A 13,850-nucleotide genomic window follows, 5' to 3' on the forward strand; every position below is an offset into this window, starting at 1 on the left:
TTGCTGTTCTCTATATTTGAAGAACCGAAGTTCTTCACTCACTCGTTGTTCAGTTTTCAAAGATCAAAGTCTTTTTTCGTTGTTGCCGTGTTTCGTTGTTGCTGTGTTTCTCGGTGACAACTTTTATATCTTATCATCTTTTCAATCACTCGTCAACATCTTTTTTTGATGTTTATTTTCAACGCCTTTTAGCAAGGTTTTGAAATATAAAGTGTTTGAAGACTTATACATAAGACTATATCATACACGAATAGGTATAGTCAATACCCTCTTAGTGAGTTTTCTTTTTACTTTAATTGGGCATTTTAAAAGACTTTTACTGAATACTAAATATTTATAATTGGATTCTTACTTGAAAGCAGACGGCTTATGAAAACATTACGATCAGAAATGATCTTCCTATTTTGCATATACAAGAAAAGGGACCAACTTAGTAAAGTAATGTTGTTGCTTTGACTACTTAGATATCTTTCACACTGAGCCGCAGATAAGGTGGGAGATTGTATTTCTGTCCATAGAGTAGTGGTTCTTTTTCATTATGTGTGCAGCTTGTAGCTCGGCAGCTTTCTGTAAGGACGGATTAAAACGCTTATTTATAAAATTTATAGAATAGATCATTTTAACGGCTGATATTACTTTGAAGTAAATTTTGACTGTGTCATTCTAAGCATTTGATTAACCGCATTCATTGTGTTTACTTTGTTGGCTCATAATCTTGTTATTAGGTTTGTTAGTCTTTTAGAGCAGACTTCCCCTTCTGTCTGTAAAACATAAAAAAATCCTTTATCTACTCCTATAGAAAGGAAAGATAAAGGATCACAATGAGAGGATACTGACATACTATATGGTATGCACAGATTGCAGCAGTGTTTTGTTGCAGCTCTATATATAGTAAAAACGGGCTTACCTGCTTTGAACACTGTATGCGTCTATAATTTATTCTTCGATATCTTCTGCTGCGGAAGCATCCGGTTCAGGGAAATCATTGGTTTCTTCAATCGTCTCAACAATGGCATTCTCCATTGCCTGCTCGGCTTCTTCCAATTCTTCCTCTTCCGGCTCTTCATTTTTGTTGGTACGGCAAATGGTTGCTACAGAGTCGTCTTCACGGATATGAATCAGACGGACACCTTGTGTATTACGCCCCATGGTGGAGATGCTCTCCATATCCATACGGATTAGGGTACCACTGGTTGTGATGATCATTAGATCCTGATTATCCTCAACCACTTTCAACCCGGACAATTGACCATTTTTGTCGGTGACATTCATGGTCTTGATCCCTTTACCACCACGTGTCTGCAGACGGTACTCTGCTCCTGGGGTACGTTTACCGTATCCTTTGGCTGTAACGATGAGCACTTTGAGATCATCGTTGATCAGATCCATACCGACTACGGAGTCACCTTCGTCCAGGGTAATCCCTTTGACACCGGTCGCACTGCGTCCCATGGAGCGTACGTTATTCTCATTGAAGCGAATCGACATACCATAGGCTGTACCCATGACGATATCCTGCTGGCCATCTGTCAGCTTCACTTCGATCAGTTCGTCATCCTCACGCATATTAATAGCAATCAGACCGCCCTTACGGATATTGGTGTAGTCGTCCAGACGCGTCTTCTTCACAACACCCTGTTTGGTGGCGAAGAACAGATACTGGTCACCCTCAAAGTTCTCAACCGGGATTACCGCGTTAACGGATTCGCCCTGTTCGATCTGAATGAGGTTGATGACTGGTGTACCACGTGCCGTACGGCCCAGCTCCGGAATCTCGTATGCTTTGATCCGGTATACTTTACCCTTATCCGTAAAGAACAGCAGATGGTGGTGAGAATTGGTTACGAACAGATGCTGGACAAAGTCCTGATCCTTCATATCTACGCCCATTACACCGCGTCCGCCGCGTCTCTGGCTGCGGTAGGTGGTTACCGGTGAACGCTTAATATAGCCTGTATGCGTTACGGTAACGACAACCTCTTCCTGCGGAATCAGGTCTTCGTCCAGGATGCTTTCTTCCCCAATAGTGATCTCGGTACGGCGTTCGTCTCCAAAACGCTCCTTGATTTCATTCAGTTCTTCACTGATGATTTCCAGAACACGAGATTCATTCGCCAGAATATCACGATACTCCCCAATCATGCGCAGCAGCTCGTTATATTCATTCTCGATCTTGTCGCGCTCCAGACCGGTCAGACGCTGCAGACGCATATCGAGAATCGCCTGAGCCTGTTCGGGACTCAGCGAGAAGCGCTCGATCAGTCCCTCGCGGGCTGCCTCTGTAGTCTGGGATGCACGGATCAGTGCAATTACAGCATCCAGATTATCGAGTGCAATTCGCAGACCTTCCAGAATATGAGCGCGGGCTTCCGCTTTTTTGAGCTCATACTGTGTACGGCGACGAATAACTTCGATCTGGTGCTGAATATAATGGTGAAGCACTTCACGCAGACCAAGCAGCTTCGGTTCGTTGTTAACGATAGCCAGCATATTCACACCAAAGGTAGACTGCATGGCCGTATGCTTGTACAGATTGTTCAATACCACACTAGGATTCACATCGCGGCGCAGTTCGATAACGACCCGCATACCGTTACGGTCGGACTCATCACGCAGATCGGTAATGCCTTCGATGCGTTTTTCCCGCACAAGTTCAGCGATTTTCTCTACCAGACGTGCTTTGTTCACCTGATAAGGAAGTTCGTTGACCACGATACGGGCCTTGTTGTTGTTTTCTTCGATTGTGGCTTTGGCACGCATCGTAATCGCGCCACGTCCGGTCTGATAAGCCTGACGAATGCCTGAACGTCCCAGAATATAACCCGCTGTCGGGAAATCCGGGCCGTGGATATAATCCATCAGCTCCATCGATGTAATCTCCGGATTTTGAATCATCGCCTGTACGCCATCGATTACCTCGCTCAGGTTGTGGGGAGGAATATTCGTAGCCATACCAACAGCGATACCGGATACGCCATTTACGAGCAAATTAGGATAACGAGCCGGCAGAACAATCGGTTCTTTCTCTTCACCATCATAGTTGGGAGCAAAGTCGACTGTCTCCTTGTTGATATCCCGCAGCATTTCCAGAGCCATTTTGGACATACGGGCTTCAGTATAACGCATTGCTGCTGCCATATCTCCGTCAATGGAGCCAAAGTTTCCGTGACCGTCTACTAGCATATAGCGCATCGAGAAATCCTGCGCCATACGTACCATGGTCTCATATACGGCAGAGTCACCGTGCGGGTGATACTTACCGATTACTTCACCGACGATTCTCGCCGATTTCTTGTACGGTTTGTCCGGTGCCATGCCGAGTTCCGACATTGCATATAAAATACGCCGGTGTACAGGCTTCAGTCCGTCACGCACGTCAGGCAAAGCCCGGCTGACGATGATGCTCATCGCATAGTCCATAAAGGACTCGCGCATCTCTGTACCAATATCCCGGTCTTTAATTTGCGAAATATTCTCTTCCGCCATGCTAAGCTTAGCCTCCCTTATTGCAGCCTTCGTTTGCACAAATGGATGCCCATCGACTGAATACCGATTGATATGGTATGTTTCAGCCTTTGTATAAAATTAAGTTACTTGTCACCAGATTGGGGTTGAAAATCGTTACATGATGCGGTGTTACATACACTATGGATGCCTACGGCTACATCACTTTATTATACCATTTTTCTGCACTTCTGTCCTGTATTTTGACGTTATTTCGCATGTATTTGCTGTAAAAAATGATAAATGGGATGCTAACTTTCCTGAAACTATAAAACCTAATGAAAAGAGCATCCGCACAGCTGCGGATGCTCTCTGTAATTTGCATAATTACACTATTGCGGTAATGATCATTCATTTGTGAAAGGACGTTTTAGAAATCCAGGTTTTTAACGTATTTGGCGTTTTCCTGAATAAAGTCGCGACGTGGTTCCACGTTATCACCCATCAGTGTATCAAAGATGGCATCTGCCAGAATCGCATCCTGGATGCTAACCTGCAGCATGATACGACTCTCCGGATCCATCGTTGTCTCCCACAGCTGAGTAGCGTTCATCTCACCAAGACCTTTGTAACGCTGTACGTTAAACTTGGCATTTTCGCCAAAGCCAGCGATAATCTCGTCGCGTTCTTTTTCGGAATTCGCATAGACAGCTGTCTTGTTGCGTTCCACTTTGAACAGCGGCGGCTGAGCGATATATACGTAGCCCGCTTCGATGATCTGGCGCATATAACGGTAGAAGAAGGTCAGCAGCAGCGTACGAATATGCGCACCATCGACATCGGCATCCGTCATAATGATGACTTTGTGATAACGGGCTTTGGACAGATCGAACTCATCGCCGATGCCTGTTCCCAGCGCCGTAATGATCGCACGAATCTCTGCATTACCCAGAATACGGTCCAAACGTGCTTTCTCTACGTTGAGGATCTTACCACGCAACGGTAAAATCGCCTGGAAGTGACGGTCACGCCCCTGCTTGGCCGAACCGCCGGCAGAGTCACCTTCTACAATGTACAATTCACTGATCGATGCGTCCTTGGAGGAGCAGTCAGCCAGTTTACCCGGCAGGGCACTGACTTCGAGCACACTCTTACGACGTGTCAGTTCACGTGCCTTACGAGCAGCCTCACGGGCACGAGACGCCTGAAGTGCCTTGTCGAGTACACGACGAGCTACCGAAGGATTCTCATTCAGGAACTCCTGCAGCTTCTCGGAGAAGAGGGATTCCACAATACCACGAACTTCGCTGTTACCCAGCTTGGTCTTGGTCTGTCCTTCAAATTGAGGCTCAGGAATTTTAACGGAAATGATGGCTGTCAGACCTTCACGTACGTCTTCACCGGTCAGATTGCTGTTGTTATCCTTGAGCAGTCCATTACGGCGTGCATAGTCATTAATGATCCGTGTCAGGGCACTCTTAAAGCCGGATTCGTGCGTACCGCCCTCATGGGTGTTGATGTTATTGGCGAAGGAATAGATATTCTCGGTATAGCCTTCGTTGTATTGCAGCGCGATCTCGACCTGGATCTGATCACGGGTACCTTCCACGTAGATCGGCTGTTCGCTGATTACTTCACGATTCTGGTTCAGATACTGCACATACTCAATGATACCGCCGTCGTATTTGAAATAATTGGAGACACCAGTACGCTCGTCTGTCAGCGTCATTGCAATTCCTTTATTCAGGAAGGCAAGCTCGCGAATTCTGCCAAGCAGGGTGTCGTAATCATAAACGGTTGTTTCTGTAAAAATCTCTGAATCGGGCTTGAAGGTAACCGTAGTTCCTGTACCTTCTTCATCCGTCATGTCACGGAGCACCTTGATATCATACATTGGAGCGCCGCGTGTATATTCCTGCTGGTGTACTTTGCCTTCGGTCTTGACGACAACACGTACATGCTCGGACAGTGCATTTACAACCGATACACCTACACCGTGCAGACCGCCGGATACCTTGTATCCGCCGCCGCCAAATTTACCGCCGGCATGAAGTACGGTCATAACGACTTCAAGTGCGGAGCGCTGTGTCTTGGCCTCCACACCTACCGGAATACCGCGTCCGTTGTCGACAACGGTAACGCTGTTATCTTCATGGATCGTTACTTCGATATGATCACAGTACCCTGCCAGCGCCTCGTCAATACTGTTATCTACAATTTCCCAGACCAGATGGTGAAGGCCCTTGGTGCTGGTCGATCCGATGTACATACCCGGACGCTTACGCACCGCTTCCAAACCTTCAAGTACCTGTATCTGACTGGCATCATAAGCCGGTTGATTCGTCGACATGCTGTTTTCACCTACTTCTATATTTTAAGACAGCCGGCATCTCCGACTGTATCTATGCATTCACAAAAAAGTTGTTGGTCCGTTTCTTGAGCGTAGCTGAGGAAATGGGAGAGTAATACACTTTGTTTTTGGTTACGACAATGGATTTGGGCTCTTCTTCGCCAATCGCCTCGACTTTTTTGTCCTCGTGGGCAAAGCTGACGAACTGCTTGGAGATTTTGGAAGACTTCTCAATCGATATATCAAAAATGGCAATAAGCTCCGAAAAGCGAATAATCTTCTCGCCGCCCAGGTGAATGTACATGGAATAATCCTCCCTTATTTCTCAACATGCCCCTGATGGACATGAAAAATCTGAGCATCCTTGAGCCGTCCGGCATTAATGCTCTCAATCCCGGTAGCTGTTATGAACGTCTGCACTTTATCCTGGAACGTCTCGATCAGCTGGGTCTGACGATAAGGATCCAGTTCGGACAAGACATCATCCAGTAAAAGAATCGGATATTCTCCGATCTCTTCGTGTATCAATTCGATTTCAGCCAATTTCAGCGATAAAGCGGTGGTACGCTGCTGGCCCTGTGATCCAAAAACGGCGGCTTCGTTGCCGTTGATATGAAAGGTGAGATCATCGCGGTGAGGACCTGCCAAAGTCGCGCCACGCCGATATTCCTGTTCCTTCACTTGTGATAATTTTATCATAAATTGCTCAAATAAGACAGCTTCATCTTCTTCTTCCACTCCGCCGAAGGACGGAACGTACGACAGGACCAGCTTTTCTTTGCCGCCGGTTATCCCCATGTGGATACTTTCTGCCCAGCCCTGGAGCTTGTGGATAAACTGCTTGCGCTTGCGGACGATTTTGACACCGTGCTCCACCAACTGCTCGTTCCAGATATCCAGCATGGTCGCATCCTTGCTGCCTGCACTCCAAGATTGCTTGAGGTAGTTGTTACGCTGTACGAGCACTTTCTGGTACTGCTGCAGATGGTACAGATAGCTTGGCTGTACCTGTCCGATCTCCATATCGAGAAAACGGCGGCGTACTCCCGGAGAGCCTTTGACAATTTCCAGGTCTTCGGGAGCAAACATCACGACATTGATGGTGCCAATGAAGTCACTCAGCTTTCGCTGCTCCAGGCCATTGATTTTGGCCTTTTTGCCTCTCGGCGCAAAATTTAGCTCCAGCTTGACCTTGCCGTATTTTTTCTCGGCTTCGCAGCTAATCCTGGCATGGTCGGCGCCAAAGGAAATCAGTTCTTTGTCTTTGTTGGTGCGGTGGGATTTGGACAGAGCCAGCACAAAAAGAGCTTCGATCAGATTGGTCTTGCCCTGTGCATTTTGCCCGATGAATAGATTGACGGGGGAAAAGGAATCCAGCTGGATATGCTCGTAGTTGCGGTAATTCTGCAGACTGATCTGATTAATAAACATGGATAAGATCCTCCGGATTATTGTCCACTTTGAACTTTGAAAGATCCCTCGCCCTGTACCTCTACTTCGTCGCCAGCATACAGTTTGCGTCCGCGGCGTTCTTCGGTTTCTCCGTTAACTTTGACCATCTGCTCCTGCAAAAGGGCTTTGGCACTGCCTCCTGTGGATACGCAGTCCGCCAGCTTCAGAAACTGATCGAGCTTGATATATTCTGTGGAAATCGAGATGTTTTTCATGAATGAATAACCGTCCTTTCGATGACAGATTAGGGCTGCGGCATAATCGGCCTGCAGCTAGTGAATAGAATAGCCAGGTCTCTGCATCTATCTTGTACTAGTGATTGTCGCACTATTACAGACAGGATGCAAAGTACCCGGCTATTTGGCTGAATGCATGATCCGCCTGCCGGAGAATGACCTGTTGTCACGATCCGACAGACAGCCTGAATTATTGGGTCCGGCATGCTGATGCAAAAATCCGGAAATTAGTTGGTGGTACGGTAAGGCAGAATGATATACAAACTGCGGCTCTCATCCAGAGGCTTGATGATGATTGGACTCATGATTCCTGTGAACTGGATGGACAGCTGTTCGCTTTCGATCACTTTGAGTACGTCGAGCATGTACTTGGAGTTGAATGAAATGCGCAGCGGTTCCCCTTCAAATCTGGCGATATCGAGTTGCTCGGTTACACGTCCAAGCTCGGAAGAGCTGGAGGAGATTTCTACGGCGCCGTTTTCCAGCGTCTGCATGCGCACGATATTGGTTTTCTCTTCACGGGACAGCAAGTAGGCACGGTCGATCGAATCGGCCAGTTTTTTGGTGTCGATCACCAGCTCGGTTTTGAAGCTGGTTGGAATGATTTTGGAAGTGTCCGGGTAAGTTCCATCCAGAATGCGGGAATAGAACAATACACGGTCAATTTTAAATAATACCTGATTATCGGCCACAACGATATCCAGCAGCTGATTTTGGTCAGGAATAATTTTGCTTAATTCGTTCAGCGTTTTACCGGCAATGACCACATTGCTGAAACGAACGCCTGTATCTTCACCCGTGTTTACGGTACGGCTGGCCAGACGGTGACGGTCGGTTGCGACGAATTTGAGCTCGCCTTCGGACAGATTCCAGAGTACACCAGTCAGAATGGGGGTCGTCTCCTGGGTGGAAATGGAGAACGCCGTTTGCTTGATCATATTTTTGAGCAGATCGCCAGGAACGGAGATTTGTTGGTTTTCTTCGATGCTTGGCAGTACCGGGAATTCTTCCGGGTCCAGACCAACGAGCTGGATATCGGTAGCACCTGCACGAATAAAGGTCTGGAAACCGTCTCTGACTTCCATCTCGATTTCCTGGGAAGGCAGCTTTTTGATAATTTCGACAAAGAACTTGGCAGGCAGAACAACGCTTCCCGGACGATCGATGCGAACGACTGTTTTATCGTTATCTTCTGCGGGTATGAAAGATTGGATTGAAATATCTGTGTCGCTTGCTGTCAGAGTTACCCCCGCATAGTTCACATCAAATTTGATACCGCCGAGGATCGGAATGGTCGTACGGCTGGAAATGGCTTTGGATACTTGTTGTATGGAATCGTTGAGATAAGTTTTGGATATTTGGATCTTCATTTTTTCACTCCTAATCAGCATCGTTCATGCTTGGATATGCTTCATGCATTTCAAGAGTCCAGACGGACGCAAAATGTAAGAAGTATATATCTTTTAATTAATAGTAATAGCAGTAGGGGCACTGAATATGTGGATAACCCCTTCAAAGCCGCATAAAAGTAAGCCTATCCACATGTGTATAAAGTGTGTATAGGCTTGTTAGTTGTTCAGGATGGATTTTTGATTTTATCCATCAGACTGTTAACGACCTTAAACAATTCCTGGTCCACTTTGAGTGACTGGGAAATTTTCTCGTGGGCATGGATGACGGTTGTATGATCGCGTCCGCCAAAAGCTTCGCCAATCTTCGGCAATGAGTAGTCTGTCAGCTCTCTGGACAGGTACATGGCAATCTGCCGTGGGAAAGCGACCGCTTTGGTCCGTTTTCTTGCTTTGAAATCTTCCAGTTTGAGGTTGTAGTACTCGCCAACCCGCTGCTGAATATCCTGAATGGTAATAATTTTGGGACGACTGGAAGGAATAATATCCTTCAGGGCCTCGGCTGCGAGATGGGAAGTGACATCCTGATTGGTCAGCGAGGAATAGGCGACAACCCGGATCAATGCACCTTCCAACTCACGGATGTTGGTGTCGATCTGGTTGGCAATATACATCATCGCTTCGTTCGGAATATCCAGATTCTCCGCTTTGGCCTTTTTCCGCAAAATTGCAATCCGCGTCTCCAGATCCGGAGGCTGAATATCCGTTATTAATCCCCACTCAAACCTTGAGCGGAGCCGCTCTTCCAGCGTTGGAATCTCTTTGGGAGGACGGTCACTCGAAATAATGATCTGCTTGCTTTCCTCATGCAGCGCATTAAACGTATGGAAAAATTCCTCCTGTGTCGACTCTTTTCCCGCCAGAAACTGAATATCATCAATCAACAAAATATCGATATTCCGGTACTTGTTGCGGAAGCTCTCCCCGCGGTTATCCCGGATCGAATTGATAAATTCGTTCGTGAATTTCTCTGAAGAAATGTAGACAACCTTGCTGTTCGGATTATGCTGCAAAATGTAATGTCCGATCGCATGCATCAGATGCGTTTTGCCCAGTCCAACGCCGCCATACAAAAAGAGCGGATTATAAGCTTTGGCCGGTGCTTCTGCGACAGCAAGTGAAGCGGCGTGGGCAAAACGGTTGCCCGCACCAATAACAAAAGTGTCAAAGGTGTATTTGGGATTGAGCATATTGGCGAGGGGCTCTTCCGACTGCACAACTGCCGGCTGCACCGGTGCCTGCTGGGGGATAAGGTTCTCCTCGGGAACGGCTTCTTCAATGACGAATTTGACGTCTACCTGTCTTCCCAAAAATTCAAAGACGGTGGAACTAACCAGTTTGGTGTACCGGCTTTCCAGCCATTCTACAGCGAAGGTGGTCGGTGCTGAAATAACGATCAGGTTTTCCGTAAATGTCAGCGCTTTGGTTGCCTTGAACCAGGTGTCAAAGCTCGGTTTGCTCAGCTTTGTTTGAATAATGGATAGTATTTGCTGCCATAATTCGGAGGTATGGCTGTCCACAGACTGTCACTCCTTTTAAACTTCCAATGTGTGGCTGAAGCCATGTGCAGATATCGGAAATGTAGATAGTAGGTATGGTAAATGGCGTTAAATTATCCCCAGAATACCGGAACGGTGAATAAAATAAAAAATGGATAAGAAGAAATTGTTCACAACGTTATCCACAGGCTGTTGATAGTTTTTAAGTTTTAATTATCTATTCACATCGAAAACAATATCATAATAGCAAAAAGAACCCTTTATTTCAACGAAAACCGTTAATTTATCCACAAATTCAATCTGTTGTGTATAAAAGTTATGCACACCACTAGATATTGTTTATAAATTGTTCGGAACATGAGGAGGGAATGTGAAGAACCAAAAATAATTATACACAGGCTTTCTGTCAATAAGTTGATAACTGTGTATAATTATGGACTGCTAACTGGCTGTGGATAAACATGAAATGGGTGAGAAGAGGATGGAACAAGCGGACGTTCTCCTGCTTGTCACCTGTCTGTCATTAAAAGCCGATGTTAGACCGTGAAAACCAGGAAGCTTCAAAAAACTAAGTACAAGCTGCCGGGCAAAGCAGATCCGTTCAGCCGATGATTCGGCACAAAGTTTTTCATATTTGTCATGTGGGGATCGATAGATGGGAGCAGGCTGGAGCAAGTCGAGTTCAAAAGATGTAAATGGAGGACGATAGAATAAATGCATTCATAGCCTAAGAATAGCCAATAGCTCCAGAAGGGAACTTTAGAAGTGAATAATGAACATTTTTGCCTTTCAATAGATAATATGTATAGCTTAATGCGGTTTTATCAGGTATATTCAAGAGAATCCCGAACGCGTATGTTCCATATTGCAGAAGGATCCATAATTTATTCTAAACAAATTGCAGAAAATCCATTGACGCCGCTGTACTATTCATGATTAAATATAAAATGGTATTTTTATGTGAATTAGACATAGAATCAATATGGGATATAGATTACCTGCAAGGAGGTGCACAATATGAGACCGACATTCAAACCGAATGTAAGAAAACGTAGTAAAGTACACGGATTCCGTAAAAGAATGAGTACTAAAAACGGCCGTAAAGTGCTGGCGGCTCGTCGCCTTAAAGGCAGAAAAGTCATCAGTGCCTAATATGTACGTAAAGACCACTGCGGTGGTCTTTTTTTCTTAATTCCGGACATTTGGAGTCAGTTGTGGCTCCGTTCGGTCGTTAAGGAAGCTGTTATTCTGATGAATATGAATCCGATATCCCTATCAATTCCGACAGGATGCAGGGTTATGGAAAAGATAGATTGTTCAGCAAGCGATGCCCAAGTAAACAGTAAGGAGAATTTACGGTGCAAAAAAAGCTGCGTTTACGGAATCGAGCCGACTTCAGCCGTGTCTACCGTCATGGCCGTTCATTTGCCAATCATCAATTTGTGGTGTACTGGTTTCACAAAAAAGAGATTGAGCAATTCCGGATGGGCGTGTCAGTAAGCAAAAAGGTAGGCAATGCGGTTGTTCGTAATCGGATGCGCCGTGTGGTCAAGGAAATCGTGCGTCATCATGCCGGAGAGATCGTTCCACATATCGATATGGTGCTGATTGTACGCAAGGGAGCCCTGTCCCTTCAATATAAGGAACTCGAAAAAAGTATCTTGCATGTACTGCGCAAATCTTCATTACTTAAGCGTTCACAACGCTAGTGGTTTCAGTTTATTTGTGCTGGCAAATATGATATGATTTGCAAGGAAATGCAATGGTTAAGAGAGGGGTTATGAAGTGTCGCAATTGAAGACTCGTGGAGGACGATGGTTTCTCCTTATGGCTGCCGTAGCAATGGTAGCCCTGTTGGCAGGTTGTACGCCAAGTACGGTACAGACCCACACAACAGCAGATTTACTAAACCATGGCTGGTGGAACCGGTATGTTGTGTACTGGTTTGCGTATGCACTGGACACATTTGCCGAATGGTTCAATGGCGAATATGGTCTGGCTGTCCTGATCCTGGTGCTAATTGTACGTACACTGATTTTGCCGTTAACACTCAAGCAGGTAAGAAGCTCCAAAGCAATGCAGGCGATTCAGCCTCAATTGCAAAAGCTGCGTGAACAACACAAGGATGATCCGCAAAAGCAGCAGGCGGAAACAATGAAATTGTTCCAGGAGAATCAGATTAATCCGGCTGCCGGATGTTTCCCGCTTCTGATTCAAATGCCAATCTTTATTGCTCTGTACAACGCGATTATTTATAATAGTGCTCTTCGTGAGCATACATTCCTGTGGCTGCAGCTGGGTAAACCGGATCATCTGTTTATTCTGCCTGTTATTGCCGCGATTACAACATTCCTGCAGACCTGGATGATGATGAAGATGAATCCGGCTTCCATGCAGGGCCCTATGAAAATGATGATGTACGTATATCCGGTCATTATCTTCATTATGTCCTATCAGTTCCCATCAGCGCTGCCGCTGTACTGGGTATACAGTAATATCTACACAATCGTTCAGAACTATTTCCTGTATCGCAACAACCAGCCGATCGTTACCGATCTCGGTGTAGCTGTAGATACACGCGGTGCTGCCGGTAACGGTGCCAACAAAAACCGCAACAAGAAAAAAACCAAAAAGAAACGCCGTTAATATACCATAATGGCCGTACTGCTTTCTACTATTCCGACCACCGCAAGGAGGGCCGAACATCGAATGACCACAGTCATTGCTTCTGGAAAAACAATTGATGATGCGATCGCCGAAGGACTTGCCCGTCTTAATACGAGTAAAGAACATGTTCAAATCAGAATCGTACAGCAGCCGTCAAAAGGATTCCTGGGCTTGATCGGTGTAAAGCAGGCACAGGTAGAATTGACTCTGGTACATGATGCCCCTTCACAGGTCTCTGTCCCAACAAGTGCTCCCCGGCCCGCGCCGGAGCAGCCGCAGTCAGCCGTACCGGTTCAGTACGATACTGAACCAATGGACACAGAAGCCGACTTTAAAGCACTGTCTTCTTCTTATGAAGAAGCGGTACAGTTTGTCAAAGATGTCGGCGACAGTATCGGCATGGAACTGGAAGTGGATGTGAAACGGACCCGTGACGGTTATGTGATGAGCATATCCGGCAATGATCTGGGGCTGCTGATCGGCCGCCGCGGTCAGACACTGGATGCGCTGCAGTATCTGGTCAACATCGTAGCAAATCGTTATTCCGATAAGTACATCCGGATCATGCTGGATGCGGAGAACTTCCGCGATCGGCGCCGCAAGACGCTGGAGGAATTGGCTGATCGTCTAGCCAACCGGGTGATCCGCTCCGGCAAGGAAGTCGTGCTGGAACCGATGTCTTCGCAGGAACGTAAAGTCATACATGCCCGGCTGCAAAATCATAACCGGGTCAAAACGGTGAGCAAAGGTGAAGAACCGAACCGCCGCGTTGTTATTACTCTTCGTTAAGTCT

11 protein-coding genes are annotated in these 13,850 nt (G+C 46.3%); 4 read left to right on the forward strand and 7 right to left on the reverse strand.

Annotated features, from left to right (window positions below):
* Positions 1-936: 936 nt before the first annotated feature.
* The 7 genes from gyrA to dnaA all read right to left on the reverse strand — a co-directional run bounded on the left by gyrA (position 937) and on the right by dnaA (position 10,411).
* Positions 937-3,486: a DNA gyrase subunit A gene (gene gyrA, locus WH45_RS00005; protein WP_046212365.1), complete on the reverse strand. Its 2,550-nt coding sequence runs from the start codon at positions 3,484-3,486 to the stop codon at positions 937-939.
* Between the two features lie 388 nt (positions 3,487-3,874).
* A complete protein-coding gene (gyrB, locus tag WH45_RS00010; RefSeq protein WP_046212366.1) occupies positions 3,875-5,794 on the reverse strand; it encodes a DNA topoisomerase (ATP-hydrolyzing) subunit B in 1,920 nt (639 codons plus the stop codon).
* Between the two features lie 52 nt (positions 5,795-5,846).
* A complete protein-coding gene (gene remB / locus WH45_RS00015) occupies positions 5,847-6,098 on the reverse strand; it encodes an extracellular matrix regulator RemB (RefSeq protein WP_046212367.1) in 252 nt (83 codons plus the stop codon).
* A gap of 14 nt (positions 6,099-6,112) precedes the next feature.
* The gene (gene recF / locus WH45_RS00020) at positions 6,113-7,225 is read right to left on the reverse strand and encodes a DNA replication/repair protein RecF (RefSeq protein WP_046212368.1); all 1,113 of its coding nucleotides are present in this window, start codon (positions 7,223-7,225) and stop codon (positions 6,113-6,115) included.
* Between the two features lie 17 nt (positions 7,226-7,242).
* Positions 7,243-7,461, reverse strand: coding sequence for a S4 domain-containing protein YaaA (gene yaaA / locus WH45_RS00025; RefSeq protein ID WP_046212369.1), 219 nt, complete (start codon positions 7,459-7,461; stop codon positions 7,243-7,245).
* 248 nt (positions 7,462-7,709) lie between these two features.
* Positions 7,710-8,852, reverse strand: coding sequence for a DNA polymerase III subunit beta (dnaN, locus tag WH45_RS00030; RefSeq protein WP_046212370.1), 1,143 nt, complete (start codon positions 8,850-8,852; stop codon positions 7,710-7,712).
* Between the two features lie 206 nt (positions 8,853-9,058).
* The gene (gene dnaA, locus WH45_RS00035; RefSeq protein ID WP_046212371.1) at positions 9,059-10,411 is read right to left on the reverse strand and encodes a chromosomal replication initiator protein DnaA; all 1,353 of its coding nucleotides are present in this window, start codon (positions 10,409-10,411) and stop codon (positions 9,059-9,061) included.
* Positions 10,412-11,407: 996 nt separating this feature from the next.
* On the opposite strand from dnaA, the gene rpmH reads away from it, so the two are divergent.
* From rpmH to jag, 4 genes are all read left to right on the forward strand, one after another.
* A complete protein-coding gene (gene rpmH / locus WH45_RS00040; RefSeq protein WP_017815451.1) occupies positions 11,408-11,542 on the forward strand; it encodes a 50S ribosomal protein L34 in 135 nt (44 codons plus the stop codon).
* A gap of 206 nt (positions 11,543-11,748) precedes the next feature.
* A complete protein-coding gene (gene rnpA / locus WH45_RS00045; protein ID WP_017815450.1) occupies positions 11,749-12,099 on the forward strand; it encodes a ribonuclease P protein component in 351 nt (116 codons plus the stop codon).
* Between the two features lie 76 nt (positions 12,100-12,175).
* Positions 12,176-13,036, forward strand: a complete 861-nt coding sequence (locus WH45_RS00050; RefSeq protein WP_046212372.1) for a YidC/Oxa1 family membrane protein insertase — start codon at positions 12,176-12,178, stop codon at positions 13,034-13,036.
* Between the two features lie 63 nt (positions 13,037-13,099).
* On the forward strand, positions 13,100-13,846 hold the full coding sequence (gene jag, locus WH45_RS00055; protein ID WP_046212373.1) for an RNA-binding cell elongation regulator Jag/EloR: 747 nt from the start codon (positions 13,100-13,102) through the stop codon (positions 13,844-13,846).
* Positions 13,847-13,850 lie beyond the last annotated feature (4 nt).

Source organism: Paenibacillus wulumuqiensis (genome assembly GCF_000971965.1).
In the GTDB taxonomy this organism is placed as follows: domain Bacteria; phylum Bacillota; class Bacilli; order Paenibacillales; family Paenibacillaceae; genus Saccharibacillus; species Saccharibacillus wulumuqiensis.

Bases quoted from the DNA above. Each gene is read 5' to 3' on its own strand.
- gyrA (WP_046212365.1), bottom strand. From the start codon at position 3,486: ATGGCGGAAGAGAATATTTCGCAAATTAAAGACCGGGATATTGGTACA.
- gyrB (WP_046212366.1), bottom strand. From the start codon at position 5,794: ATGTCGACGAATCAACCGGCTTATGATGCCAGTCAGATACAGGTACTT.
- remB (WP_046212367.1), bottom strand. From the start codon at position 6,098: ATGTACATTCACCTGGGCGGCGAGAAGATTATTCGCTTTTCGGAGCTT.
- recF (WP_046212368.1), bottom strand. From the start codon at position 7,225: ATGTTTATTAATCAGATCAGTCTGCAGAATTACCGCAACTACGAGCAT.
- yaaA (WP_046212369.1), bottom strand. From the start codon at position 7,461: ATGAAAAACATCTCGATTTCCACAGAATATATCAAGCTCGATCAGTTT.
- dnaN (WP_046212370.1), bottom strand. From the start codon at position 8,852: ATGAAGATCCAAATATCCAAAACTTATCTCAACGATTCCATACAACAA.
- rpmH (WP_017815451.1), top strand. From the start codon at position 11,408: ATGAGACCGACATTCAAACCGAATGTAAGAAAACGTAGTAAAGTACAC.
- jag (WP_046212373.1), top strand. From the start codon at position 13,100: ATGACCACAGTCATTGCTTCTGGAAAAACAATTGATGATGCGATCGCC.